We start from the raw sequence: 23785 nt of genomic DNA on the forward strand, positions 1-23785 counted from the left end.
CATGGATGCGCCTTTGCGTTTCGGCGCAGGCATTTTCCCGTCCCGCCCCGTCATGGGGCGGGGCTGTTTGTGATTCAAAGAATTCGGAGTCGTTATGGCTGGTCATTCCAAGTGGGCGAACATCAAGCACCGCAAAGAGCGCCAGGATGCCAAGAGAGGCAAGGTCTTCACCAAGTGGATCCGCGAACTGACGGTCGCTGCCAAGCAGGGCGGCCCTGACCCGGCATCCAACCCACGCCTGCGCCTGGCGCTGGACAAGGCCCTGGGCGCCAACATGAGCCGCGACATCATCGACCGCGCCGTGGCCCGTGGTGCTGGCACCAACGAGAGCGACAACGTCGAAGAGCTCAGCTACGAAGGTTACGGCCCGGGCGGCGTGGCGATCATGGTCGAAACCATGACCGACAACCGCAACCGTACCGCCGCCGCCGTGCGTCATGCCTTCACCAAGTGTGGCGGCAACCTCGGGACCGACGGCTCGGTGGCTTACCTGTTCGAACGCAAGGGGCAGATCAGCTTTGCTCCGGGTGTGGACGAAGACGCGTTGATGGAAGCGGCGATGGAGGCCGATGCCGACGACGTGGTGGCCAACGACGACGGTTCGTTCGAGGTATTCACTTCGTTCAACAGCTTTTATGCCGTGCGTAACGCCCTGGAAGAGGCCGGCTTCAAGGCCGCTGACGCGGAAATCGTCATGCAGCCGACCACCAGCGCGGAACTCGACCAGGACGGTGCCGAAAAGGTGCTCAAGCTGATCGACATGCTCGAAGACCTGGATGACGTGCAGAACGTCTACTCCAATGCCCAGATTTCCGATGAGATCATGGAAAACCTCGGCTAAGGTTGAGTTTTTGGTCTTGAGGGCCTATTCGCGGGCAAGCCCGCTCCCACAGGTATTGCATCAGGTACAGGTTTGGTGCGGTCTCTGTGGGAGCGGGCTTGCCCGCGAATAGGCCGGTACATTTTGAACAAACAGGCACTATGACTCTGATTCTAGGTATCGACCCCGGCTCGCGCATCACCGGCTATGGCGTTGTCCGCCAGACCGCCCGTGGTTGCGAGTACGTGGCGTCGGGCTGTATCCGCACCGGCAGCGGCGAGTTGCACGAGCGGCTGCAGATCGTTTTTCGTGGTGTCAGTGAAATCATCGCCCAGCATGGCCCGGTGACCATGGGCATCGAGCGGGTGTTCATGGCCCGCAACGCCGACTCGGCGCTAAAACTAGGCCAGGCCCGCGGCGCGGCTATTGTCGCCGCTGCCGAGGCTGGCCTGGAAATCGCCGAATACAGCGCTACCCAGGTCAAGCAGGCCGTGGCCGGCACCGGTGGGGCCAACAAGGAGCAGGTGATGATGATGGTCATGCACCTGTTGAAACTGACGCAAAAGCCGCAGATCGACGCCTCCGACGCCCTGGCGATTGCCCTGTGCCACGCCCATACCCGTTCCAGCCTGGTGCCGCATGGCCTGGCCACGGCGCGGCGGCGCGGTGGGCGCTTGCGTCTTTGAGCGCTTCATGCGCAGATACAAAATTTGTCCGGGTGAAGCATTCACCCGCTGCATTTGCTGATAGGGTTGAGCGGTCTTTGACCGGCTCCCCGAGAGGAAGGATCGGAACGTGATTGGACGTTTGCGCGGCACCCTGGCGGAGAAACAGCCGCCGCACCTGATTATCGACGTCAACGGCGTGGGCTACGAACTGGAAGTTCCCATGACCACGCTGTACCGTCTCCCCAAAGTGGGCGAAACCGTTACCGTGCACACCCACCTGGTGGTGCGCGAAGACGCCCACCTGCTCTACGGTTTTGCCGAAAAACGCGAGCGCGAACTGTTCCGCGAGCTGATCCGCCTGAACGGCGTAGGGCCGAAGCTGGCCCTGGCGCTGATGTCCGGGCTGGAAGTGGACGAGCTGGTGCGCTGCGTGCAGGCCCAGGACACCTCAGCGCTGGTGCGCGTGCCCGGCGTCGGTAAAAAGACCGCCGAACGCCTGCTGGTCGAGCTCAAGGACCGCTTCAAGGCCTGGGAAACCTCCCCGGCCATGTTTACCCTGGTGTCCGACGGGCCGTTGCCGGTCGCCAGCGAGTCCAGCGCCGAGGCCGATGCGGTCAGCGCCCTGGTCTCGCTGGGCTACAAGCCGCAGGAGGCGAGCAAGGCCATCGCCGCGATCAAGGACAAGGCCGGCCTGAGCAGTGAAGAACTGATCCGCCGCAGCCTGAAAGGGATGATTACCAAGTGATCGAAGCCGACCGCCTGATCGCCGCCAGTGGCCGCGACCGTGAAGAAGTCCAGGACCGTGCAATCCGCCCGCTGAGCCTGGACGAATACATCGGCCAGCCAGTGGTGCGCGAACAGATGGCGCTGTTCATCCAGGCCGCCCGTGGCCGTAGCGAGTCGCTCGACCACACCCTGATCTTCGGCCCGCCAGGCCTGGGCAAGACCACCCTGGCCAACATCATCGCCCATGAAATGGGCGTGTCGGTAAAGAGCACCTCGGGGCCTATCCTCGAGCGCCCGGGCGACCTCGCGGCCATGTTGACCAACCTCGAACCGCACGACGTGCTGTTCATCGACGAAATCCACCGGCTGTCGCCGGTCGTCGAAGAGGTGCTGTACCCGGCCATGGAAGACTTCCAGCTCGACATCATGATCGGCGAAGGCCCTGCGGCCCGTTCGATCAAGCTCGACCTGCCACCGTTCACCCTGGTAGGGGCGACCACCCGCGCCGGCATGCTCACCAACCCATTGCGTGACCGCTTCGGTATCGTCCAGCGCCTGGAGTTCTACAGCGACAAGGACCTGTCCACCATCGTCAGCCGCTCGGCCAACATCCTTGGCCTGGCCATCGAAGACCAGGGCGCCTACGAGATCGCCCGTCGCGCCCGCGGTACGCCACGTATCGCCAACCGCCTGCTGCGCCGCGTGCGCGACTATGCCGAGGTGCGTGGCAAGGGCCACATCACCAAGGCCGTGGCCGACATGGCGCTGAACCTGCTGGACGTCGACGCGCGCGGCTTTGACCATTCCGACCGCCGCCTGCTGCTGACCATGATCGAGAAGTTCGACGGTGGCCCGGTGGGCGTCGACAACCTGGCAGCAGCCATCAGCGAAGAGCGCCACACCATCGAGGACGTGCTGGAGCCGTACCTGATCCAGCAGGGTTACATCATGCGTACGCCACGTGGCCGTGTAGTCACCCGACATGCCTACCTGCACTTCGGCCTGAATATTCCCGGGCGCCTGGGGGAGGGGGGCGATTTTTCCGAGCCGGCCGATGAATGACAGATCAAAAGCGACTTTTCGTGGTCCTAGCGCTGGCATGCCGAAGGTGCGCTGGCAATAAGACATTAATGAACAAAAAACAGTTGCCACAGCGGATTGGCAAGCTGAGGAGTAAGCACTAGAGTATGCGCGCGCAAAATGGCCTGGAACCGTTCGCACACCGTTGTCGCGTCTATTACGAAGATACCGATGCCGGTGGCGTGGTGTATTACGTCAATTACCTGAAATTCATGGAGCGCGCGCGCACCGAACGCCTGCGGCACCTGGGGTTTTCCCAGTCGTTGCTGGCCGAAGACAACCTGCTGTTCGTGGTCCATTCCAGCGAAGCGCGCTATTACGCGCCGGCGCGGCTGGACGACGAACTGCGAGTCACCGCGCAAGTACTTGAACTCAATCGCGCCAGCCTGCGTTTTGTGCAGCAGGTCTGGCGGGAAAAGGATGAAACGCTGCTCTGCGAAGGGCAGTTCCTGGTGGCCGCAGTGCGTGCCGACACTTTCAAACCCCGAGCCATACCCCCCCAGCTGCGCGACGCCTTTGCGGCGGACGGCTCGGGTAATCAATCGAACGCAGGAGAATAAGCGTGGAAGCTAACGTCGTCGACCATACCTCCATGTGGAGTCTGGTCAGCAATGCCAGCGTGGTAGTTCAGCTGGTAATGCTGACCCTGGTGGCCGCCTCGGTCACTTCATGGATCATGATCTTCCAGCGCAGCACCATGCTGCGCGCCGGTCGTCGTGCGCTGGATGCCTTCGAGGAGCGCTTCTGGTCGGGCATCGACCTGTCCAAGCTGTACCGTCAGGCAGGCAGCAACCCTGACCCGGATTCCGGTGTCGAGCAGGTATTCCGCGCCGGTTTCAAGGAATTCTCGCGCCTGCGCCAGCAGCCGGGTGTTGACCCGGACGCGGTCATGGAAGGGGTTGGCCGTGCCATGCGCGTGGCCATTTCGCGCGAGGAAGAAAAGCTCGAGCAGAGCCTGCCGTTCCTGGCCACCGTCGGTTCGACCAGCCCGTACATCGGCCTGTTCGGTACCGTGTGGGGCATCATGAACTCCTTCCGCGGCCTGGCCAGCGCCCAACAGGCCACCCTGGCCACGGTTGCTCCAGGTATTGCCGAAGCGCTGATCGCCACCGCCATCGGCCTGTTCGCGGCTATCCCGGCCGTTATTGCCTACAACCGTTTCGCCGCGCGCAGCGAAGTGCTGATCGGCCGTTACTACACCTTCGCCGACGAGTTCCAGGCGATCCTGCACCGCAAAGTGCACACCAGCGAAGAGTAATCAGGTAGAAGCCCATGGCCCGAGTTCGCCACAAACGCAAGCCCGTCGCCGAGATGAACGTGGTTCCCTACATCGACGTGATGCTGGTGCTGCTGGTCATCTTCATGGTGACGGCGCCCATGCTCAACCAGGGTGTGAAGGTCGACCTGCCCAAGGTTTCCAGCGAAGCCTTGCCGCAGGACAACAACGTCCAGATCCTCACCATTTCCATCAAGGCCGATAAAACCTACTACTGGAACCTCGGCAGCGAAGTCGATACCGACAAGCAGATGGACAAGGCCATGACCTTGCCCGACATGACCAGCGCAGTGACCAAGATCATTGCCGCCGGCCGTGACCAGGGCAAGCAGACCCAGGTGTTCATCCGGGGCGACAAGGCTGTCGACTACGGCGCCGTCATGGGCGCCATGGGCGGGTTGCAGAAGGCCGGTGTCGGTAACGTTGGCCTGATTACCGAGGCGCCCTGATGCAACAGCGAGAGCCATCCGCCTCGGAAAGCTACTTCTGGCCCAGTGTCTGGGCCATCGGCCTGCATGTGCTGGTGTTCGCCCTGCTGTTCGTCAGTTTTGCCATGACGCCTGAGCTGCCGCCATCCAAGCCGATTGTTCAGGCTACCCTGTACCAGCTCAAGTCCAAGAGCCAGGCGACTACCCAGACCAATCAGAAGATTGCCGGGGAAGCGAAGAAAACCGCCTCGCGCCAGACCGAAGTCGAGCAGCTGGAGCAGAAGAAGGTCGAGCAGGAAGCCGTGAAGGCTGCGGAACAAAAGAAAGCCGACGCCGCTCAAAAGGCCGAAGAGGCCCGCGAAGCCGCCGAAGCGAAAAAAGCCGAGGACGCTGCCAAGGTTGCCGAAGCCGCCGAGGCCAAGAAAACCGCCGAAGCCAAGAAGGCCGAAGAGGCGAAGAAAGCCGCCGAGAAGCAGCAGGCTGACATCGCCAAGAAAAAGGCCGAGGAAGAAGCCAAGAAAAAAGCCGAAGAAGAGGCCAAGAAAGAGGCCGCTGAAGAGGCGAAGAAACAAGCCGCCGAGGATGCCAAGAAAAAGGCAGCCGAAGAGGCGAAGAAGAAAGCAGCCGAGGACGCCAAGAAGAAAGCGGCGGCCGAGGATGCGAAGAAGAAGGCAGCTGAAGAGGCCAAGAAAAAGGCCGCTGCAGACGCCCAGAAGAAGAAAGCACAGGAAGCGGCCCGCAAGGCGGCAGAAGACAAGAAAGCCCAGGCCCTGGCCGAGCTGTTGTCTGACACCACCGAGCGGCAGCAGGCGCTGGCTGACGAGCAAGGGGACCAGGTGGCCGGCGACTTCGACGACCTGATCCGCATTCGCGCAGCCGAGGGCTGGGCGCGCCCACCTTCCGCGCGCAAGGGCATGACGGTGACCCTGCAGGTCAACATGTTGCCGGACGGCACCATTACCAGTGTCAGCGTGGCCCGGTCCAGTGGTGACGGCCCGTACGACAGTTCGGCGGTGGCTGCGGTCAAGAACATTGGTCGTTTGACCGAAATGCAGGGTATGAAGCCGAGCGATTTCAACCGTTATCGTTCGTTCAAGATGACATTTACCCCTGAGGATCTAGCGTTGTGATTAAACGTCTGAGAGGACTGCTGGTCATGCTCTGCTGCGTGGCAGGCATGGCGGTGGCAGAGGAAAAGAACATCCTGGTCACCAGCGGCAGCGACCGGGCCACACCCATTGCGGTCGTACCCTTCGGTATGCAGGGCGGCAGTGTGCTGCCCGAAGACATCGCCGACATCATCGGTAACGACCTGCGCAACTCTGGCTACTACTCGCCGATTCCGCGGCAGAATATGATCAGCCAGCCGTCGCAGGCCAGCGAAGTCATCTTCCGTGACTGGAAAGCGCTGGGTGCCCAGTACGTGATGGTTGGCAGCATCGTGCCGTCGGGCGGTCGCCTGCAGGTGCAGTACGCGCTGTTCAACGTCGCCACCGAGCAGCAAGTGCTGACCGGTAGCGTGGCGGGCAGCACCGACCAGCTGCGCGACATGGCGCACTACATTGCCGACCAATCGTTCGAGAAGCTCACCGGCATCAAGGGTGCGTTCTCTACCCGCATGCTGTACGTGACGGCCGAGCGTTTCTCCGTCAACAACACCCGTTACACCCTGCAGCGTTCGGACTACGACGGTGCGCGTGCAGTGACCCTGCTGCAATCGCGTGAACCGATCTTGTCGCCGCGCTTTGCACCGGATGGCAAGCGTATTGCCTACGTGTCGTTCGAGCAGAAGCGCCCACGCATCTTCGTGCAGAACATCGATACCGGCCGCCGCGAGCAGGTGACCAACTTCGAAGGCCTGAACGGCGCGCCAGCCTGGTCGCCCGACGGTTCGCGCCTGGCGTTCGTGCTGTCGAAAGACGGCAACCCGGACATTTACGTAATGAACGTGGCTTCGCGCCAGATCAGCCGCGTCACCGCAGGCCCGGGTATCAATACCGAGCCGTTCTGGGGTAAAGATGGCAACACCCTTTACTTCACGTCCGACCGTGGCGGCAAACCGCAGATCTACAAACAGTCGGTCAGTGGTGGTGGTGCCGAGCGTGTAACGTTCGTGGGTAACTACAACGCCAACCCGAAACTTTCGGCAGACGAAAAAACCCTGGTGATGATCCATCGCCAACAGGGCTTTACCAACTTCAAAGTGGCGGCACAGGACTTGCAACGCGGAAGTGTAAAGATTCTGTCTGAAACAAGTCTTGATGAGTCTCCCACTGTTGCGCCTAACGGCACCATGCTAATCTACGCCACCCGCCAGCAGGGCCGGGGAGTCTTGATGCTCGTGTCGCTTAATGGCCGCGTGAGGCTCCCACTTCCTACCGCTCAAGGCGAAGTCAGAGAACCGTCCTGGTCCCCTTACCTGAACTGATTGCGGCGTAATACGTTTTGCTTAACACACTGGGGTTTCATTAGGAGTTTCACGATGGAAATGCTGAAGTTTGGTAAATTTGCTGCGCTGGCACTGGCCATGGCCGTAGCTGTAGGTTGCTCCTCGAAGGGCGGTGACAACGCAGGCGAAGGCGCTGCTGTAGATCCTAACGCTGGCTACGGTGCCAACACTGGCGCAGTTGACGGTTCCCTGAGCGAAGAAGCCGCCCTGCGCGCAATCACCACCTTCTACTTCGAATACGACAGCTCGGACCTGAAGCCAGAAGCCATGCGCGCTCTGGACGTTCACGCCAAGGACCTGAAGTCCAACGGCAACCGCGTTGTTCTGGAAGGCAACACCGACGAGCGCGGCACCCGCGAGTACAACATGGCTCTGGGTGAGCGTCGTGCGAAAGCCGTTCAGCGCTACCTGGTTCTGCAGGGCGTTTCCCCTGCTCAGCTGGAACTGGTTTCCTACGGCGAAGAGCGTCCAGTTGCTACCGGCAACGACGAGCAGTCCTGGGCTCAGAACCGTCGCGTAGAACTGCGTAAGTAAGTTCTTATGCGTATGTGCCGCCGTGTAGTAACCGTCCTCGCACTCAGCCTGCCGCTCGCGGCCTGGGCTGAGGTCCCTGTAGTAGATGACAACGCAGGCAGTTATCCGCCTGCGGGTTATGGCACGAGCGGCGCCTATGCCGGGTCGGGGGCTTCGGCCCCTGCCTCTGCACAGGGTCAGCTGTTCATGCAGCTGCAACAGATGCAGGACCAGCTTTCCCGCCAGCAAGGCATCATCGAAGAGCTGCAGAACGATGTGTCGCGCATGAAGCAGGAAAACCTGGAGCGATACCAGGACCTGGACCGTCGCATCAACAGTGGCGCTGCGCCTGCCGCAACCCCTGACAATTCCTCCGGTGGTGCATCCAATGCCGCCTCCGGTGCAGCAGCCGGTGCTGCTGCGCAACAACCGGCCGCCAGTAGCGAGCCCGGTGATCCGGCGAAAGAAAAGCTCTACTACGATGCCGCTTTCGACCTGATCAAGCAGAAAGACTTCGACAAGGCCAGCCAGGCGTTCAACGCGTTCCTGCGCAAGTACCCGAACAGCCAGTATGCCGGCAACGCCCAGTACTGGTTGGGTGAAGTGAACCTGGCCAAGGGTGACCTGCCAGGCGCCAGCCAGGCCTTTGCCCAGGTCAGCCAGAAGTATCCGAAGCACAGCAAGGTGCCAGATTCGCTGTACAAACTGGCCGATGTCGAGCGCCGCATGGGCCACACCGACAAGGTCAAGGGCATCCTGCAACAGGTCATCACCCAGTATCCCGGCACCTCTGCCGCGCAACTGGCCCAGCGTGACCTGCAAAAGCTGTGAGCGTTGTAGCAGTACCGTTCAAAAGAAACCCGCGCCAGTCGCGGGTTTTTTCGTTAGAATCTGTGCCCTTTTTTCATAAACACGCTGCTGCGGATAACGCCATGTCGAGTCCGCGACAGTGCCTGACGGAGGCGGACAGCCTGTTTAGCTGTCACGCCCGTGGCGAGCATGCAAGACACATTACGCATAACCGAAGTTTTTTACTCTTTGCAGGGTGAAACGCGAACGGCTGGGCTGCCCACGGTATTCGTGCGGCTCACCGGTTGCCCCCTGCGCTGCCAGTACTGCGACAGTGCCTATGCCTTCAGTGGCGGTACCGTTCGCACCCTCGATTCGATCCTTGAGCAAGTGGCGGGCTTCAAGCCACGCTATGTCTGCGTCACCGGTGGTGAGCCACTGGCCCAGCCCAACGCCTTGCCGTTGTTGCAGCGGCTGTGCGATGCCGGTTACGAGGTGTCGCTGGAGACCAGCGGCGCGCTGGATATCGCCGGCACCGACACCCGTGTCAGCCGCGTGGTCGACCTGAAGACCCCGGGTTCGGAGGAGTCGCACCGTAACCTCTACTCGAACATCGAGCAGCTGACCCGCAATGACCAGGTCAAGTTCGTCATCTGTTCCCGCGAGGACTACGACTGGGCGGTTTCCAAGCTGATCCAGTACAACCTGGCCGAGCGTGCCGGTGAGGTGTTGTTCTCGCCCAGCCATCACCAGGTGAAGGCCAGCGACCTGGCCGACTGGATCGTTGCCGACAACCTGCCCGTGCGCTTCCAGCTGCAGCTGCACAAGCTGCTGTGGAACGACGAACCCGGACGTTGATTGAGGAGCAAGCACACATGACCGAAAAACGCGCAGTAATCCTGTTGTCGGGCGGCCTGGACTCGGCCACCGTGGTAGCCATGGCCAAGGCCGAAGGCTACAGCTGCTACACCATGAGTTTCGACTATGGCCAGCGCCACCGCGCCGAGCTGAACGCTGCCGCCCGCGTGGCCCGCGACCTGGGCGTGGTGGAGCACAAAGTGATTGGCTTGAGCCTTGATGGCATTGGCGGCTCGGCGTTGACCGACAGCAGCATCGACGTGCCGGAAACCCCCGGCGAAGGTATTCCGGTCACCTACGTGCCGGCGCGTAACACCGTGTTCCTGTCGCTGGCGCTGGGCTGGGCAGAAGTGCTGGAGGCGCGGGACATTTTCATTGGCGTCAATGCCGTGGACTATTCCGGTTACCCGGATTGCCGCCCCGAGTTTGTTGAAGCCTTCGAGCGCATGGCCAACCTGGCGACCAAGGCCGGGGTAGAAGGGCAGGGCTTCCGCATTCAGGCGCCGCTGCAGAACATGAGCAAGGCGCAGATCGTGCAGGCCGGCATGGCCCGTGGTGTGGACTACAGTTTGACCGTGTCTTGCTACCAGGCTGACGACGATGGCCGTGCCTGTGGCAAATGCGACAGTTGCCGCCTGCGCGCCGACGGTTTCAAGGCCGCCGGTGTGCAAGACCCGACGCGATACGCTTGAAAAATTGTGATGGGGTATTGATTTCCTGTTAGAAATCAGTATTATACGCGCCATCCAACGGGTCGTTAGCTCAGTTGGTAGAGCAGTTGGCTTTTAACCAATTGGTCGTAGGTTCGAATCCTACACGACCCACCATACTCAGTACGTCTAAGCCCGCTACCAGCAATGGTCGCGGGCTTTTTCGTTATCCACTGGTTTTTGGGGTTGCCGGTCCCCTGTAGGAGCGGCCTTGTGTCGCGATCGGGCTGCAGAGCAGCCCCGGCAATTTGTGCATCGGGGCTGACACCCTGGGGCTGCTTCGCAGCCCGATCGCGACACAAGGCCGCTCCTACAGGGATCGCACAAGCTTCAAATTGGCTATTCAGCCCACTCAGGGTCGCCAGTAAACACCACCGTCAGCCAACGGTCCGGCCCTTCACCCCCCACCGCATCACCAATCTCGTTGCGCCACGCATCCCATTCATCGATCGTCTTCGCGGCCATGGCCTTGGGCACGATGAAATACAACTCGATCTCCCGCGAGCGCCCGACCTTGGCCACATAGGCCCGGTACGACTGCAGCCCATGGCGGGCGACGAAAGCCTTGGCCACTTCATCCACGTGCAGCTTGAGGTCGCCAGGGGTTACCAGGAAGATCTCCGACAGCGCCTGGCGCACCACCGACATCGGCAGTGGCACGATTACCAGACACACCAGCGCCAACACCGCCGGGTCGATGTAGGGCGATACCCATTCAAGCGACGTGCCCTGCACCGCATAACCAAAGCAGAAGGCGACCAGCAGCGCAGCGGTGATGCTGGCCGACATCACCCAGCCCTTGACGTCCATGGCCACGAAGTCCGACTTCAGTGTGCGGTTGGCGCGGGCTTCGATCACGGCGATGGTCACGCAGGTGATCACGGTCAGCACGGCATAGACCATGGCAATGCCGAACTCCAGGTGACGGCCGCCTTGTAGCAGGCTGCTGACGGCGTTGATCAGCGCGTAGATGGCCACGCCGCTGAGCAGGATGCCGTTGAGTGCCAGCACCATCGGTTCCAGGTGCCAGAAGCCCATGGTGAAGCGCTCGCGCAGCTTGCGGGACATCTGCACGCTGGTGGTGTGCGAGGTGATCAGCTTGACCACCACCAGCGACAGGCCGCTCATGCTGGCGTCGACCAGCGAGTAGACGCCGTCGAAGACGATGGAGTAGGAGCCGGAGGCCACACCGAAGGCGATGCCGATGCTGGCGATGAACAGGGTGACAGCGATCGAGGTGCGTAACAGGCCCTGTTCGCTGGTGATGTCGAAGAAGGTGGAGCGGGTTGCGGTTTGCATAAATGTGCTCGGTAAAATCGATAGTGCTGTAGTGCCTGGGAGGGCCTCTTCGCGGGTAAACCCGCTCCGACAAGGTCTGGCGCGCAACCCTGTAGGAGCGGGTTTACCCGCGAAAAGGCCCTTACAGGTTAGACGCGAAACTGCTCCATCAGCGCCTGCTGCTGGTTGGCCAGCCGGTTCAGTGCCTGGCTGATGCGTGCCGATTCATCGGCCTGGCCGGCCAGCGATTCTGTCACATCGCGAATGCCGGCCACGTTGCGGTTCACTTCCTCGGCCACTGCGCTCTGCTCTTCAGCGGCCGAGGCAATTTGCAGGTTCATGTCGCTGATCACCGCCACCGCCTCGCCAATGCGTTGCAGTGCCGGCAATGCCTGTTCCATTCGTGCGGCACTGTCTTGCGCCTGGCGCTGGCCTTCGTGCATGGCGCCCACCACATCCTGCGTGCCTTGCTGCAAGCCTTCAATGACCTGGCGGATTTCCTCCACCGACACCTGGGTGCGTTGGGCCAGCCCGCGCACCTCGTCGGCGACCACGGCAAAGCCACGCCCGGCTTCGCCGGCGCGGGCCGCTTCGATGGCGGCATTGAGTGCCAGCAGGTTGGTTTGCTCGGCGATGGTGCGAATCACCTCCAGCACCGAGCCGATCTGCCCGCTGCGGCCTTCCAGGGCGCGTGCCTCGTCCATGGCGGTGTTCATGCCGGCAGCCAGGCGGTCGATGCCCTGGCGCGTGCTGTCAATCAGTTGCAGGCCCTCTTGGCTGGCCTGGTCGGCGGCCCGTGCGGCCTGGGCTGCCTGCGAAGCGTTGTGGGCTACATCCAGCGCAGTGGCGCTCATTTCGTTGGCGGCAGTGGCCACCTGCTCGATTTCCCGGTGCTGCTGTTGCATGCCGTTGCTGGTCTGGCTGGCGATGGCGGCCGACTGGTCAGCGGTACCGCGGGCTTCATGCAGCGAGCCTTTGACCTGAGCGATGACCGGCTGCAGCTTGTCGAGGAAGCGGTTGAACCAGCCGGTGAGCTGGCCCAGTTCGTCCTGCCGGGCGTAGTCCAGGCGACGTGTGAGGTCGCCTTCGCCACTGGCGATGTCTTCCAGGCGTGCGGCCACGGCCAGGATTGGCCGGGTAACGCCGCGTGCGGTCAGCCACACCAGCAGTAAACCGACCACGGCGGCCCCCAGGCCGATCAGCAGGCTGGTCATGTTGGCGCTCTGGTTATGTGCATCCAGGCGCTGGTTGAGGGCCACGGCGGGCGCCTGCAGCACGCTTTCCGGCAGCTCCAGCAAGACCTGCCATGGGGCGGCGCCTGGAATGGGCGTGAACGGGTGGGCGACGCGCAGCAGGCCGTCGGCAACGGCCTGGTCCATGGGCTTGCCAAGCGAGCTGTCGTCGCGGCTGTTGCCAGCCAGCAGGCCGGCGGCGCTGGCGATACTCACCTGGCCCTGGCCATCGAACAGCTCGCGGCGGCCGTCCACGCTCAGTTGCTGCAAGTTGGCCAGGCCGATGTCCAGGCCGACCACGCCGACCACCTTGCCGTGCTCCAGCAGGGGCAGGGCAATGCTGGTCATCAATACCTGGCGGCCGTTGACCTCGTCCAGATACGGTTCGAGCATGCAGGTTCTGCCGGTGTCCTGCGGGCAGGTCAGCCAACGGTTCTTCGCCGCGCCGTTGCTGCTGATGCTGGCATCGCCGAGCATCGATTCCGGCATGGCTTCACGCTCCAGGTTGCCGGGGCTTGGTTGTGACCAGTAGAGCGAAAAACGCCCGCTCTCGTTGCTGCCCATGGCGTCCTGGCCGCGGTACTGGGTGTCTTGCTGGTCCAGGGCATTGGGCAGGAACACCAGGTACAGGCCGATCACGTCCGGGTTGCCGGCCAGGCTGGCACGCGCCTGCTGAGTCAGCTCGGCACGCAGGTCGCTGCCGCCACGGGCCTTCAGCACCTGCACCAGGCGGGCAAAGCCGTTGCCGTACTGGTAGGCGTCCATGAAGTAACGCTGGATGCGCAGGGCCTGGGTTTCGGCGTGGGCCTGCAGGCGCTGGCGCGCGCTGCTGTCGAGCATGGCGGTATTGGCCTGGTTGACCAGGGCAGCGCTGCGCTGCGCCTGGGTCAGTGAGGTGGCCACCAGCAAGGCGACGATGGCCAGCAGGCACAGGCCGGCGAGCAGGGTGATCTTCCACTGGATGGAGAGGCGACGCAGCGGCATGAGGGCTTTCCTTTTCGATCAAGTACAACGCCCGCGATCAGGCGCGGGCGTTGTTGGCAGCGTGGGTCATTCGGCGACGTAGTTGGGCGGCGCCGCGCGGAAGGCTTTGGTCAGCCAGCCCAGATAAACCAGCCCGAGCGCAGCCCAGATGCCGCCAAACATCAGAGAATGCGCATTCAGGTCCAGCCACAGCGAGACAATAATGCAGAAACCGATGGTCGGCAGCACCAGGTACTTCAACTGGTTGCCCAGGCCCTTGCGGTTGCCTTCGCGCAGGTAGCAGTGGTTGATCACCGACAGGTTGACGAAGCTGAACGCGACCAGGGCGCCGAAGTTGATGATTGAGGTGGCGGTCACCAGGTCGAAGAAAATCGCCGACAGCGAAATGACGCCGACCACAGCAATGTTCAGCACCGGCGTCTTATAGCGCGAATGCAGGCGGGCGAACACGCTGGCCGGGATCACGTTGTCGCGGCCCATCACGTACAGCAGGCGCGAGACGCTGGTCTGCGAGGCAAGGCCCGAGGCGATGGTGTTGATCACGGTGCAGGCAATGAAGATCGACTGGAACAGCTTGCCGCCCACGTACAGGGCAATTTCCGGCAGGGCGGCTTCCTGGTCATGGAAACGCGCCATGGTCGGGAAGTAGGCCTGGATGAAGTACGACACGGTGATGAACACCACGCCACCGATCAGGGCAGTGAGGAAGATCGCCCGTGGGATGGTCTTGGCCGGGTCACGGGTTTCCTCGGACAGGCAGGTGACCGCGTCAAAGCCCAGGAACGAGAAGCACAGGATGGTCGCACCGGCGGCCAGGGCGCTGAACTGGGTCTGGCTGTCGGCAAATGGCATCAGGCTCCAGGCCGTCCCCAGCCCTTCGCCGTGGTCCAGGCCGCGTACGCACAGGTAGATGAACACGGCGATGATCGCTACCTGCACGCCCACGAACAGCAGGTTGAAGTGCGCCACCAGGTTCACGCTGCGCATGTTGATCAGGCTGATCAGGGTGACGAAGCCGGCCACCCAGATCCACTCCGGCACTTCCGGGAACATGGCCGAAAGGTACAGCTTGGCCAGCAGCGCATTGACCATCGGCAGCAGCAGGTAATCCAGCAGCGACGACCAGCCGACCAGGAAGCCCACGTGCGGGTTGATCGCGCGCTGGGTGTAGGTGTAGGCCGAGCCCGATTGCGGGAAGCGTTTTACCAGGGTGCCGTAGCTCACGGCGGTGAACAGGATCCCGGCAAGCGCCAGGATATAGGCGCTGGGTACATGGCCGGCAGTAATCCCGCTGACGATGCCGAAGGTGTCGAACACGGTCATCGGCGTCAGGTAGGCCAGGCCGATGATGATCACGTGCCAGAGGCGCAGGGTTTTGCGAAGTTGGCCGTTACCGGCAGCGCTGTGATCATGCGGCATGCTGGCATGGCTCCTGCTGCTGGGCGTAAACGGCGGGCACGGTGTATTGCGCATGCGGCAAGGGCGAGCGGGTGGGCTCCATGTTGTTCACCTTTTATGTTGGAGCGGCGGAAGGCGCGGGGGGACGCGCTAAGTGGTGAAAATAAAAAACGATGGGTAGGTGGGTGTCAAGTTAAACATGACAAGATGTTACGTAATTGAAATATTTATCGATTTAACTGGCAATTTGTTCGATTTTTGCGCGTTTTTTTGCGGTTATGATCAATTTGAGTGTTCGTAAAAATTAACGAAGCGGTCGTTTGGTTAATCGGTGTGTCGGACGCTTCCCAAAAGCAGGATTTCGGCACGTTGGTCCGCATCCCATTCTGGCGGGGGTGATACTCTTCGCACTCGGTGTGGCCCCTGGCCGCCTACCCAGCCCTTACGGACAGCAATCGGTTCAATTCATGAAGAAATCAGTTGGCATCCTTTCCGGCCTGGCTATCGCCATCGCCGTCGCAACCACCGCTGGCGCGTGGTACACCGGCAAGCAGCTGCCGGCCGAGCTGGACAACGCTGTTGCCCGCAGCAATGCCGAGCTGCAAAAGGCTCTGGTCACTACTGGTGGCAGCATGAGCATCGAACGAGTGTCGCTGGAGCAGCATTTCTTCAGCAGCACCGCCCAGTACCGGCTCAAGGCCCGCGACATCAACGTGGGTGAAGGCGAGGTGATCAACTTCGACGTGGGCGTGACCGACCAGATCGAGCACGGCCCGTTCCCCTGGTCGCGGGTCAAGGCGCTTAAGCTGATGCCGGTGCTGGCCGTCAGCAACAGCACGCTGCAGAAGGACGAGGCCATCGCGCCGTGGTTCGCTGCCGCAGGCGATAAGCCCCCCCTCAGCGCGCAGACCAGCTTGGGTTACGGCGGCGATGTGGTCAGCCAGATTCAACTGGCGCCGCTTAAGCTCGACAAGGCGGACGGCAACAGCCTCGACTTTTCGGGCATGCAGTTGGAGGTGAGTGGCGACAAGGGTGGCAAGGCCTCGAAGTTCCACGGCCATGCCGACCGCTTGCTCATGAAACTGGTGAGTGACGACCAGCCACCGGCTACGTTCGAGCTGCAGGGCCTGAAGCTTGGCGGCAACCTGGCGGCCACCGCGCACGATGCCATCTATGTGGGTAATGTCGACCTGCTGCTGACCGAGGCCAAGGTTACCCTGGGGCCGAAACAGCAGGTGCTGCTGGTCAAGGGTGTGGAGCAGAACGCCGTGCAAACCCTCGAAGGCCCGGATACCGTGGGCGGACGCGTTGACTACAAAGTCGGCGACATCAGCTGGGACGGCCGTGCGGTCGGCAAGGCGCAGATGGCAGTGAGCATCACCTCGGTCAATGCCCCGGCACTGCAGGCTTTGTCGAAGTGGTACCAGTCGCACCTTGCAGAGTTCGAAGCCGCCGCGGCCGCTGGCCAGCCGGTGCCGCAAATCCAGATGGACGATGCCGAAAAGGCCCGTTTCCAAGGCGACCTGCAGAAGCTGCTGGCCGCCAAGCCCAAGGTGGCAGTGGAAAACCTGTCGTTCAAGACCGCCAATGGCGAGAGCCGCTTCAACCTGTCGATGAACTTTGCGGCACCGGCCAGTTTCGACCTGCCGCCGGACCAGCTGAGCAAGCAGATGATCACTGAGGTGAAGAGCAAGCTGTCGCTGTCCAAGCCGATGATCGGTGACCTGGCGACCTTGCAGGCGCTGCTGGAAGGCCAGACCGACGCCCAGGCGATTGCCATGCAGTCGGGGCAGGCGGGTGAGATGGTCGGCATGATGGCGCTGCAGAGCGGCATGGCCACCGTGCAGGGCGATGATGTGGTCAGCAGCCTGCACTATGCCGATGGCATGGTCGATTTCAATGGGCAGAAGATGACCGTGGAAGAGTTTGCCATGCTTATGGCGGCGCACCTGGCAGCGCTGTCGCCGCAGGGGTGATTGTTATCCTGTACTGGCCTCTTCGCGGGTAAACCCGATCCCACAGGGATAACGCGGCCCATGTAGGAGCGGGTTCACCCGCGAAGGGGTCAGCACAGGCAACACAAAAACCCCTTTAGTAATCGCTGGATTGTCTGTAGCCTTCGGCCTCCGATAATAATCCGTGCCCGCAGAGGGCCGTGGCGGCCTGTATGCCGTCCGGCACCCTTAGCCGATCTGCCAGGGCCGGGTGATACACTCGATTTGACGCGCACGCGCGCCTGCAGGTCCAGCGATCATGACCCAGATTTCCGAACGCCTGTTGGTTCAGGCCCACCTCGACGCCAAGCAGCCCAACCCGCTGACAGCCGAGCAGGAGGCCGAATACCGTGCGGCCATCGCTGCCGAGCTGAAGGCCCAGAACGCTGTTCTGGTCGCCCACTACTACTGCGACCCGGTTATCCAGGCGCTGGCCGAAGAAACCGGCGGCTGCGTGTCCGACTCGCTGGAAATGGCCCGCTTCGGCAAGAACCACCCGGCCGAAACAGTGATTGTTGCCGGTGTGCGCTTCATGGGCGAAACGGCAAAAATCCTCACCCCGGAAAAGCGCGTGCTGATGCCGACGCTGGAGGCCACCTGCTCGCTCGACCTCGGTTGCCCGGTTGAAGAGTTCTCGGCGTTCTGCGACCAGCACCCGGAGCGTACGGTGGTGGTCTACGCCAACACCTCGGCTGCCGTGAAGGCGCGTGCCGACTGGGTAGTGACGTCGAGCTGCGCGCTGGAAATCGTCGAAAGCCTGATGGACAACGGCGAAACCATTATCTGGGGCCCGGACCAGCACCTGGGCCGTTACATCCAGAAGCAAACCGGTGCCGACATGCTGCTGTGGGACGGTGCCTGCATCGTTCACGAAGAGTTCAAATCGCGCCAGTTGGCCGACATGAAAGCGCTGTACCCGGACGCTGCGATCCTGGTGCACCCGGAGTCGCCGGAAGCGGTGATCGAGCTGGCCGATGCGGTGGGTTCCACCAGCCAGCTGATCAAAGCTGCGCAGACCCTGCCGAACAAGACCTTCATCGTCGCCACCGACCGCGGCATCTTCTACAAGATGCAGCAGCTGTGCCCGGATAAAGAATTTGTCGAGGCGCCGACTGCCGGTAATGGCGCGGCGTGCCGCAGCTGCGCGCACTGCCCGTGGATGGCGATGAATACCCTGGAGCGGGTGCTGCATTGCTTGCGCAATGGCGGTGACGAGATCTTTGTCGACCCGGCGCTGGTGCCCAAGGCGATCAAGCCGCTGAACCGGATGCTGGACTTTACCCAGGCGGCGCGGCTGAAACTGTCCGGGAACGCCTGAAATTGCTGGGGCCGCTTTGCGGCCCTATCGCGGGGCGCAAAGCGCCCCCAAAATCCTCAGCGCCCCATCATTTCCTGAACCATACGCCGCTGTTCCATGATCTCCCGCTGACGCTGGTCAATCTGCGAAGCCAGTGGGAAATTCCCGCCCGCCCGGCGCTTGGCGTAATCCAGCTGCTGAATCGCCTGGTCAAAATCCCCGACCAAGGTGAAGTACTCCGCCCGCGCCCGGTGCAAACCGATGGTATTGCCCGACAACCCACGCACCTCGGCCATGTCGTACCACACATCCGGGTCATCCGGCCGGCTCTTCACCAGCTCGTTCAACACTTTCTCCGCCTCGGCCGGCTTGTTCTGCTTCACCAGTAAATCGGCGCGCACCTGTTTAAGCGGGTAGTTGCCCGGGTACAGCCCCTGCATCCGCTCAGCCCGTTGCTGGGCATCGGCCAGGCGGTTGTTGGTGATGTCCAGGTCGATCTGCGCCAGGTTGTAGGTGATGTCGTTGGGCGCCTTGGCCAGCAGCGGTTTGAGCATTTCCCGCGCTTCGTTCAGTTGGCCACCCTTGATCTGTGCCAGGGCCAGGCCGTAGCGCGCCGCGTCGAGCTTGGGGTCTTCGTCCAGCTGGGCGCGGAAGCGTTTGGCGGCAAGCCCGGGCGTACCCTCGTAGGTCAGCGCCACCCGCGCGCGGATCAACTGGTAACGCATGCTGTCTTCCACGCCACCCTTGGGCGCCTGGTCGGCGCGGTTACGGGTGTCGGCGATACGCGATTCGGTCACCGGGTGAGTGAGCAGGAATTCCGGAGGCTTGGCGTCATAGCGGTACTGGCGCGCCAGGCGCTCGAACATGGTCGGCATATTGCGCGGATCGTAACCGGCCTTTTCCAGGTTCTGGATGCCGATGCGGTCGGCTTCCTGTTCGTTTTGCCGCGAGAAGCGCCGCTGTTCCTGAATGGCCGCCGCCTGGGTACCGGCGATCATGCCGATACCGGCATCGCCAGCGCCGCCGGCCGCCAGCACAATACCGGCCAGCAGTGCGGCCATCATCGGCAGCTGCATGCGCTGCTGGGCCTCGACGCCACGGGCAAAGTGGCGTTGCGACAAGTGCGCCAGTTCGTGCGCCAGTACCGACGCGTACTCGCCTTCGGTCTGGGCATTGAGGAACAGCCCGCCGTTGACCCCGACAATGCCACCCGGGGCGGCAAAGGCATTGAGCTCGCGGCTGTCGATAAGGATGAACTCCAGGCGACGGTCCTGCAGTTGGCTGGTTTCGGCCAGCTTGTACACGCTGGTTTCGACGAAGTCCTTGAGCTGCGGGTCGTTGAGCTGGTTGACCTGGCCGCGCAGCAGGCTCAGCCAGGCGCGGCCAAGCTGGTGTTCCTGCTGCGGCGAGACGATCGCGGAACTGGCGTCACCCAGCGATGGCAGGTCGTCAGCATGGCCGGGGAGGGCCAACAGGCAGGCCAGCGTCAGCAGGGTAGGGCGCAGTAGATTCATGCATGAAGCTCGCGTCGGATCAAAGATACCTACTGTAGCGGGCTCACACGTTGGCGACCAGTGGCGCTATCCTAGCCAGCCCTGCCAACAAGCAGTCTGGCAATGCCTTTGGAGACCCTGCGATGAGTGACACCCTGACCTGCGATGCCGAACTGGACGCCAGTGGGCTGAATTGCCCTTTGCCGCTGCTCAAGGCCAAGATGGAACTCAATCGCCTGGCCAGCGGCGCGGTGCTCAAGGTGATCGCCACCGACGCCGGGTCACAGCGTGACTTCCGCACTTTCGCCCAGCTGGCCGGTCATACCCTGCTGCAGGAAACGGCCGAGGCCGGTACCTACACCTACTGGCTGCGCAAGGCCTGAGTCTTTTCCAAGGATCGTCAATGTTCAAAGTGCTTCGCGACTGGATGCAGCGCTACTTCTCCGATGAAGAAGCCGTGGTGCTGGCGGTCCTGTTGTTTCTGGCTTTCACGGCCGTGCTCACCCTGGGCGGCATGCTCGCGCCGGTGTTGGCGGGCATGGTGCTGGCGTTCCTGATGCAGGGCCTGGTCAACGCCCTGGAGCGTCTGCGGGTGCCGACGCGGTTGGCGGTAATGCTGGTGTTTGCCCTGTTCATGGGCGCGCTGGCGCTATTCATGCTAGTGCTGGTGCCGCTGCTGTGGCACCAGTTGATCACCCTGTTCAACGAGCTGCCGGGGATGCTCGGCAAATGGCAATCACTGCTGTTGCTGTTGCCTGAGCGCTACCCGCACCTGGTGTCGGATGAGCAGGTGCTGCATGCCATCGAATCGGTACGCGGTGAAATCGGCAAGTTCGGGCAATGGGCGCTGACCTTCTCGCTGTCCAGCCTGCCGCTGTTGGTCAATGCCATGATCTACTTGGTGCTGGTGCCGATCCTGGTGTTTTTCTTCCTCAAGGACCGAGAGCTGATTGGCCGCTGGGTCAGCGGCTACCTGCCGCGCCGACGCACCCTGCTGAACCGGGTAGGCAGCGAGATGAACCGGCAGATTGCCAACTATATCCGCGGCAAGGGCATCGAGATTCTGATCTGCGGCATTGCCACTTACATTGCCTTCATCAGCCTGGGGCTCAACTACGCCGCGCTGTTGGCGTTGTTGGTGGGGCTGTCGGTGGTGGTGCCTTACGTGGGCGCAGTGGTGGTGACCGTGCCGGTGACCCTGATCGCGCTGTTTCAGTGGGGCTGGGGCGACCAGTTCATCTACCTGATGACGGTGTACGCGATCATCCAGGCGCTGGATGGCAACGTGCTGGTGCCGCTGCTGTTTTCCGAGGCGGTCAGCCTGCACCCGGTGGCAATCATTTGCGCGGTGCTGCTGTTTGGCGGGTTGTGGGGGTTTTGGGGGATCTTCTTTGCGATCCCGCTGGCGACCTTGATCAAGGCTGTGCTGGATGCCTGGCCGCGGCAGGAGCCTAGCGTTTCGCCGATGCTTTGATGTTTGGGGCTGCTTTGCAGCCCTTCGCGGGTAAACCCGCTCCTACACAGGGGATCGCGTTTCCCTTGTAGGAGCGGGTTTACCCGCGAAGGGCCGCAAAGCGGCCCCAATCAATCTCAAGCCTTGTCCAGAGCCTGAGCAGCCGCCAACACGGCATCCACATGCCCCGGCACCTTCACCCCACGCCATTCCTGGCGCAGCACACCGTCCTTGTCGATCAGGAAGGTGCTGCGGTCAACGCCCATGTATTCCTTGCCATACAGCTTCTTCAGCTTGATGACGTCGAACAGCTGGCACAGGGCCTCGTCCTTGTCGCTGATCAGCTCGAACGGGAAGCCTTGCTTGGCCTTGAAGTTCTCATGCGACTTGATGCCATCGCGCGACACGCCGAACACCACGGTGTTGGCGGCAGCAAAGGCGTCATGCTGGTCGCGGAAACCCTGGCCCTCAGTGGTGCAGCCCGGGGTGCTGTCCTTCGGGTAGAAGTACACCATCACTTGCCGGCCCTTGAGTTCGCCCAGGCTGACGGTTTGCCCGCTGGTGGCCTGGGCCTGGAAGTCGGCAACAGTTTGGTCGAGTGCTACAGCCATGGTCGGTTTCCTTACATTGGGTTCTGTGGACGCCATGGCTCGATCAGCGCATCGAGGTTCAGGGCATCGGCAAAGTCCAGGAACTGGTCACGCAGCCAGCTGATCTGGGTGCCGGCCGGCAAAATTACGGTGAACTGGGCGTTGAGCATGCTGCTGCCGGTCTGCGGTGCCAGGTAGGTGTCGCAGGTCATGGCTTCCAGCTCGACGCGGTGGTCGAGGAAGAACTGGCACAGCTCGTTGATGATGTCCGGGCGGTAGGCGGCGCTGACGTAGGCCACATAAGGCAGGGCCTGCGGGCGCACTTCCTGGTCGGCACTGCGCACCACGTCGAGGGTCAGGCCGTGCTTCTTGCCCAGGCCCGGCAGGGTAGATTCAAGGCGCGCCAGGGCGTCCCAGCTGCCGCCCACTTGCAGCACCAGGGCGCTGGTCTCGCCGTGGCGGCTCAGGCGCGAGGTAACCACCGCGCAGCGGTTCTCGAAGGCAGCGCGGCTGAGGACGTTGGCCAGTTCCATGGGGTTTGGCCCCAGGGCACTGATAACAAGGAATTGTTCGCGGACGGTGGGGGTGGACATGCAGCATTCCTAAAGCGATGAGCGGTCGGCACAGGACGGGCGAAAGCCTCCTGTCGGCAGGGCCCGGGGCTCGCATGCGAGGTCGTGGACGCTGGCGGGGAGCAAGGTCGACGGCCCGGCGGGCCGCGCTGCACCGATCAAAGCATCAAGGGTAGCGAAATAAGGCGCCGAGGGGAATGCTCCGCCCGCCTGCTTCGCTTGTGCAAGGCCGATGCCCCCAGTACCATTACCGCTCTCTTTTTCCGGCAGGAGCAGTTACATGATTGCGGGCAGTATGGTGGCATTGGTCACACCCATGGATGCACAAGGGCGTGTTGACTGGGGCAGCCTCGACAAACTTGTAGACTTCCACCTGGAAAACGGCACCCATGCGATCGTCGCCGTCGGTACTACCGGTGAGTCGGCCACGCTGGATGTCGAAGAACACATCCTGGTCATCAAGCACGTGGTCGAGCGCGTCAAGCGCAGCAACAAACCGATCCCGGTCATCGCCGGCACCGGTGCCAACTCCACTGCCGAAGCCGTGCACCTGACCCAGAATGCCAAGAATGCCGGCGCTGACGCCTGTCTGCTGGTGGTGCCGTACTACAACAAGCCGACGCAAGAAGGCCTGTACCAGCACTTCAAGCACATTGCCGAAGCCGTCGACATCCCACAGATCTTGTACAACGTTCCCGGCCGCACCTCCTGCGACATGCAGGCCGAGACCGTGATCCGCCTGTCGACTGTGCCGAACATCATCGGCATCAAGGAAGCCACCGGCGACCTGGCCCGTGCCAAGGCCATCCTGGATGGCGTCAGCAACGACTTCATCGTCATGTCCGGCGATGACCCGACTGCCGTCGAGCTGATCCTGATGGGTGGCAAGGGCAACATCTCCGTTACCGCCAACGTCGCCCCGCGCGAAATGGCCGATCTGTGCGAGGCTGCCCTTGCGGGCGATGCCGAGAAAGCCCGCGCGATCAACGAAAAACTCATGCCGCTGCACAAAGACCTGTTCTGCGAAGCCAACCCGATCCCGGTGAAATGGGCGCTCGTCGAAATGGGCCTGATGCAAAAGGGCATTCGCCTGCCACTGACCTGGCTGAGCGAAGGCTGCCACGACAAAGTCCGTACTGCCTTGCGCCAGTCCGGCGTACTGGTTTAAGAGGAAGTA

General features: G+C 62.2%; 24 protein-coding genes, 1 tRNA gene and 1 pseudogene. 19 read left to right on the forward strand and 7 right to left on the reverse strand.

Features of this window, described 5'->3' with window-relative positions; all coding sequences use genetic code 11:
• The first annotated feature begins 94 nt into the window (after positions 1–94).
• The 14 genes from ACIP02_RS03735 (at position 95) to ACIP02_RS03800 (ending at position 10434) form a co-directional block, all read left to right on the forward strand.
• Positions 95–841: a YebC/PmpR family DNA-binding transcriptional regulator gene (locus tag ACIP02_RS03735; RefSeq protein ID WP_400613373.1), complete on the forward strand. Its 747-nt coding sequence runs from the start codon at positions 95–97 to the stop codon at positions 839–841.
• A gap of 140 nt (positions 842–981) precedes the next feature.
• Positions 982–1506: a crossover junction endodeoxyribonuclease RuvC gene (ruvC, locus tag ACIP02_RS03740; RefSeq protein ID WP_012273769.1), complete on the forward strand. Its 525-nt coding sequence runs from the start codon at positions 982–984 to the stop codon at positions 1504–1506.
• A 109-nt stretch (positions 1507–1615) separates the two neighbouring features.
• The gene (ruvA, locus tag ACIP02_RS03745; protein WP_110743812.1) at positions 1616–2233 is read left to right on the forward strand and encodes a Holliday junction branch migration protein RuvA; all 618 of its coding nucleotides are present in this window, start codon (positions 1616–1618) and stop codon (positions 2231–2233) included.
• Positions 2230–3276 (forward strand): Holliday junction branch migration DNA helicase RuvB, encoded by a 1047-nt coding sequence (ruvB, locus tag ACIP02_RS03750; protein ID WP_400613377.1) that lies wholly within the window; start codon positions 2230–2232, stop codon positions 3274–3276. Before ruvA ends, ruvB begins: the two co-directional genes overlap by 4 nt.
• Positions 3277–3401: 125 nt before the next feature.
• A complete protein-coding gene (gene ybgC, locus ACIP02_RS03755) occupies positions 3402–3854 on the forward strand; it encodes a tol-pal system-associated acyl-CoA thioesterase (protein ID WP_400613380.1) in 453 nt (150 codons plus the stop codon).
• 2 nt (positions 3855–3856) lie between these two features.
• Entirely contained in the window at positions 3857–4552 is a 696-nt protein-coding gene (gene tolQ, locus ACIP02_RS03760) for a protein TolQ (RefSeq protein WP_010952367.1), read from the forward strand.
• Positions 4553–4566: 14 nt separating this feature from the next.
• Positions 4567–5019 carry a protein TolR gene (tolR, locus tag ACIP02_RS03765; RefSeq protein WP_008090221.1) on the forward strand — a complete coding sequence of 151 codons (453 nt, stop codon included), beginning with the start codon at positions 4567–4569 and terminating at the stop codon, positions 5017–5019.
• Complete coding sequence (gene tolA / locus ACIP02_RS03770; protein ID WP_400613384.1) at positions 5019–6128, forward strand: cell envelope integrity protein TolA; 1110 nt, start codon at positions 5019–5021, stop codon at positions 6126–6128. Before tolR ends, tolA begins: the two co-directional genes overlap by 1 nt.
• A 26-nt stretch (positions 6129–6154) precedes the next feature.
• Positions 6155–7426: a Tol-Pal system beta propeller repeat protein TolB gene (gene tolB, locus ACIP02_RS03775; RefSeq protein ID WP_236548651.1), complete on the forward strand. Its 1272-nt coding sequence runs from the start codon at positions 6155–6157 to the stop codon at positions 7424–7426.
• A gap of 54 nt (positions 7427–7480) precedes the next feature.
• Positions 7481–7981, forward strand: coding sequence for a peptidoglycan-associated lipoprotein Pal (gene pal, locus ACIP02_RS03780; protein ID WP_012273762.1), 501 nt, complete (start codon positions 7481–7483; stop codon positions 7979–7981).
• 6 nt (positions 7982–7987) lie between these two features.
• Positions 7988–8791: a tol-pal system protein YbgF gene (gene ybgF / locus ACIP02_RS03785; RefSeq protein ID WP_201204550.1), complete on the forward strand. Its 804-nt coding sequence runs from the start codon at positions 7988–7990 to the stop codon at positions 8789–8791.
• A 168-nt stretch (positions 8792–8959) separates the two neighbouring features.
• Entirely contained in the window at positions 8960–9607 is a 648-nt protein-coding gene (gene queE, locus ACIP02_RS03790) for a 7-carboxy-7-deazaguanine synthase QueE (RefSeq protein ID WP_201204552.1), read from the forward strand.
• 17 nt (positions 9608–9624) lie between these two features.
• Entirely contained in the window at positions 9625–10299 is a 675-nt protein-coding gene (gene queC, locus ACIP02_RS03795) for a 7-cyano-7-deazaguanine synthase QueC (protein ID WP_201204561.1), read from the forward strand.
• A gap of 59 nt (positions 10300–10358) precedes the next feature.
• Positions 10359–10434: transfer RNA gene (locus tag ACIP02_RS03800), tRNA-Lys, on the forward strand.
• 222 nt (positions 10435–10656) lie between these two features.
• On the opposite strand, the gene ACIP02_RS03805 is transcribed toward ACIP02_RS03800, so the two are convergent.
• From ACIP02_RS03805 to ACIP02_RS03820, 4 genes and pseudogenes are all read right to left on the reverse strand, one after another.
• Complete coding sequence (locus ACIP02_RS03805) at positions 10657–11616, reverse strand: cation diffusion facilitator family transporter (protein WP_400613389.1); 960 nt, start codon at positions 11614–11616, stop codon at positions 10657–10659.
• A 128-nt stretch (positions 11617–11744) separates the two neighbouring features.
• Positions 11745–12500, reverse strand: coding sequence for a methyl-accepting chemotaxis protein (locus ACIP02_RS03810; protein WP_370739335.1), 756 nt, complete (start codon positions 12498–12500; stop codon positions 11745–11747).
• A 102-nt stretch (positions 12501–12602) separates the two neighbouring features.
• Positions 12603–13811: pseudogene (locus ACIP02_RS03815) on the reverse strand (HAMP domain-containing protein); the annotation flags it as partial.
• A gap of 66 nt (positions 13812–13877) precedes the next feature.
• Positions 13878–15230 carry an APC family permease gene (locus ACIP02_RS03820; RefSeq protein ID WP_400613391.1) on the reverse strand — a complete coding sequence of 451 codons (1353 nt, stop codon included), beginning with the start codon at positions 15228–15230 and terminating at the stop codon, positions 13878–13880.
• Positions 15231–15676: 446 nt separating this feature from the next.
• On the opposite strand from ACIP02_RS03820, the gene ACIP02_RS03825 reads away from it, so the two are divergent.
• Both ACIP02_RS03825 and nadA read left to right on the forward strand, forming a co-directional pair.
• On the forward strand, positions 15677–17185 hold the full coding sequence (locus tag ACIP02_RS03825; RefSeq protein ID WP_400613394.1) for a YdgA family protein: 1509 nt from the start codon (positions 15677–15679) through the stop codon (positions 17183–17185).
• A 277-nt stretch (positions 17186–17462) separates the two neighbouring features.
• Positions 17463–18521 carry a quinolinate synthase NadA gene (gene nadA, locus ACIP02_RS03830; protein ID WP_016711984.1) on the forward strand — a complete coding sequence of 353 codons (1059 nt, stop codon included), beginning with the start codon at positions 17463–17465 and terminating at the stop codon, positions 18519–18521.
• A gap of 56 nt (positions 18522–18577) precedes the next feature.
• On the opposite strand, the gene ACIP02_RS03835 is transcribed toward nadA, so the two are convergent.
• A complete protein-coding gene (locus ACIP02_RS03835) occupies positions 18578–20014 on the reverse strand; it encodes a M48 family metalloprotease (protein WP_400613396.1) in 1437 nt (478 codons plus the stop codon).
• A 122-nt stretch (positions 20015–20136) separates the two neighbouring features.
• Between ACIP02_RS03835 and ACIP02_RS03840 the strand changes: the two genes are divergently transcribed.
• Positions 20137–20376 (forward strand): sulfurtransferase TusA family protein, encoded by a 240-nt coding sequence (locus ACIP02_RS03840; protein WP_012273752.1) that lies wholly within the window; start codon positions 20137–20139, stop codon positions 20374–20376.
• 20 nt (positions 20377–20396) lie between these two features.
• Positions 20397–21467, forward strand: a complete 1071-nt coding sequence (locus ACIP02_RS03845; RefSeq protein ID WP_400613398.1) for an AI-2E family transporter — start codon at positions 20397–20399, stop codon at positions 21465–21467.
• A gap of 116 nt (positions 21468–21583) precedes the next feature.
• Here the strand turns inward: ACIP02_RS03845 and ACIP02_RS03850 are convergent, their stop codons facing one another.
• Both ACIP02_RS03850 and ACIP02_RS03855 read right to left on the reverse strand, forming a co-directional pair.
• Entirely contained in the window at positions 21584–22057 is a 474-nt protein-coding gene (locus ACIP02_RS03850; RefSeq protein ID WP_400613400.1) for a peroxiredoxin, read from the reverse strand.
• Between the two features lie 11 nt (positions 22058–22068).
• Positions 22069–22629, reverse strand: a complete 561-nt coding sequence (locus ACIP02_RS03855) for a glycine cleavage system protein R (protein ID WP_003254741.1) — start codon at positions 22627–22629, stop codon at positions 22069–22071.
• 259 nt (positions 22630–22888) lie between these two features.
• On the opposite strand from ACIP02_RS03855, the gene dapA reads away from it, so the two are divergent.
• Entirely contained in the window at positions 22889–23776 is an 888-nt protein-coding gene (gene dapA / locus ACIP02_RS03860; protein WP_400613403.1) for a 4-hydroxy-tetrahydrodipicolinate synthase, read from the forward strand.
• Positions 23777–23785: the final 9 nt, after the last annotated feature.

It is taken from the genome of Pseudomonas sp. NPDC089408, from assembly GCF_044749445.1.
Lineage (GTDB): Bacteria > Pseudomonadota > Gammaproteobacteria > Pseudomonadales > Pseudomonadaceae > Aquipseudomonas.

Excerpts from the sequence above, each read along its gene's own strand:
- ACIP02_RS03840 (WP_012273752.1), top strand. The coding sequence starts at position 20,137 with ATGAGTGACACCCTGACCTGCGATGCCGAACTGGACGCCAGTGGGCTG.
- queE (WP_201204552.1), top strand. The coding sequence starts at position 8,960 with ATGCAAGACACATTACGCATAACCGAAGTTTTTTACTCTTTGCAGGGT.
- ACIP02_RS03835 (WP_400613396.1), bottom strand. The coding sequence starts at position 20,014 with ATGAATCTACTGCGCCCTACCCTGCTGACGCTGGCCTGCCTGTTGGCC.
- pal (WP_012273762.1), top strand. The coding sequence starts at position 7,481 with ATGGAAATGCTGAAGTTTGGTAAATTTGCTGCGCTGGCACTGGCCATG.
- ACIP02_RS03855 (WP_003254741.1), bottom strand. The coding sequence starts at position 22,629 with ATGTCCACCCCCACCGTCCGCGAACAATTCCTTGTTATCAGTGCCCTG.
- ACIP02_RS03820 (WP_400613391.1), bottom strand. The coding sequence starts at position 15,230 with ATGCCGCATGATCACAGCGCTGCCGGTAACGGCCAACTTCGCAAAACC.
- tolR (WP_008090221.1), top strand. The coding sequence starts at position 4,567 with ATGGCCCGAGTTCGCCACAAACGCAAGCCCGTCGCCGAGATGAACGTG.
- ybgF (WP_201204550.1), top strand. The coding sequence starts at position 7,988 with ATGCGTATGTGCCGCCGTGTAGTAACCGTCCTCGCACTCAGCCTGCCG.
- ybgC (WP_400613380.1), top strand. The coding sequence starts at position 3,402 with ATGCGCGCGCAAAATGGCCTGGAACCGTTCGCACACCGTTGTCGCGTC.
- queC (WP_201204561.1), top strand. The coding sequence starts at position 9,625 with ATGACCGAAAAACGCGCAGTAATCCTGTTGTCGGGCGGCCTGGACTCG.
- tolB (WP_236548651.1), top strand. The coding sequence starts at position 6,155 with ATGCTCTGCTGCGTGGCAGGCATGGCGGTGGCAGAGGAAAAGAACATC.
- tolA (WP_400613384.1), top strand. The coding sequence starts at position 5,019 with ATGCAACAGCGAGAGCCATCCGCCTCGGAAAGCTACTTCTGGCCCAGT.
- ACIP02_RS03825 (WP_400613394.1), top strand. The coding sequence starts at position 15,677 with ATGAAGAAATCAGTTGGCATCCTTTCCGGCCTGGCTATCGCCATCGCC.
- ACIP02_RS03735 (WP_400613373.1), top strand. The coding sequence starts at position 95 with ATGGCTGGTCATTCCAAGTGGGCGAACATCAAGCACCGCAAAGAGCGC.
- ACIP02_RS03850 (WP_400613400.1), bottom strand. The coding sequence starts at position 22,057 with ATGGCTGTAGCACTCGACCAAACTGTTGCCGACTTCCAGGCCCAGGCC.
- dapA (WP_400613403.1), top strand. The coding sequence starts at position 22,889 with ATGATTGCGGGCAGTATGGTGGCATTGGTCACACCCATGGATGCACAA.
- ruvC (WP_012273769.1), top strand. The coding sequence starts at position 982 with ATGACTCTGATTCTAGGTATCGACCCCGGCTCGCGCATCACCGGCTAT.
- ACIP02_RS03810 (WP_370739335.1), bottom strand. The coding sequence starts at position 12,500 with ATGCAACAGCAGCACCGGGAAATCGAGCAGGTGGCCACTGCCGCCAAC.
- nadA (WP_016711984.1), top strand. The coding sequence starts at position 17,463 with ATGACCCAGATTTCCGAACGCCTGTTGGTTCAGGCCCACCTCGACGCC.
- ACIP02_RS03805 (WP_400613389.1), bottom strand. The coding sequence starts at position 11,616 with ATGCAAACCGCAACCCGCTCCACCTTCTTCGACATCACCAGCGAACAG.
- ACIP02_RS03845 (WP_400613398.1), top strand. The coding sequence starts at position 20,397 with ATGTTCAAAGTGCTTCGCGACTGGATGCAGCGCTACTTCTCCGATGAA.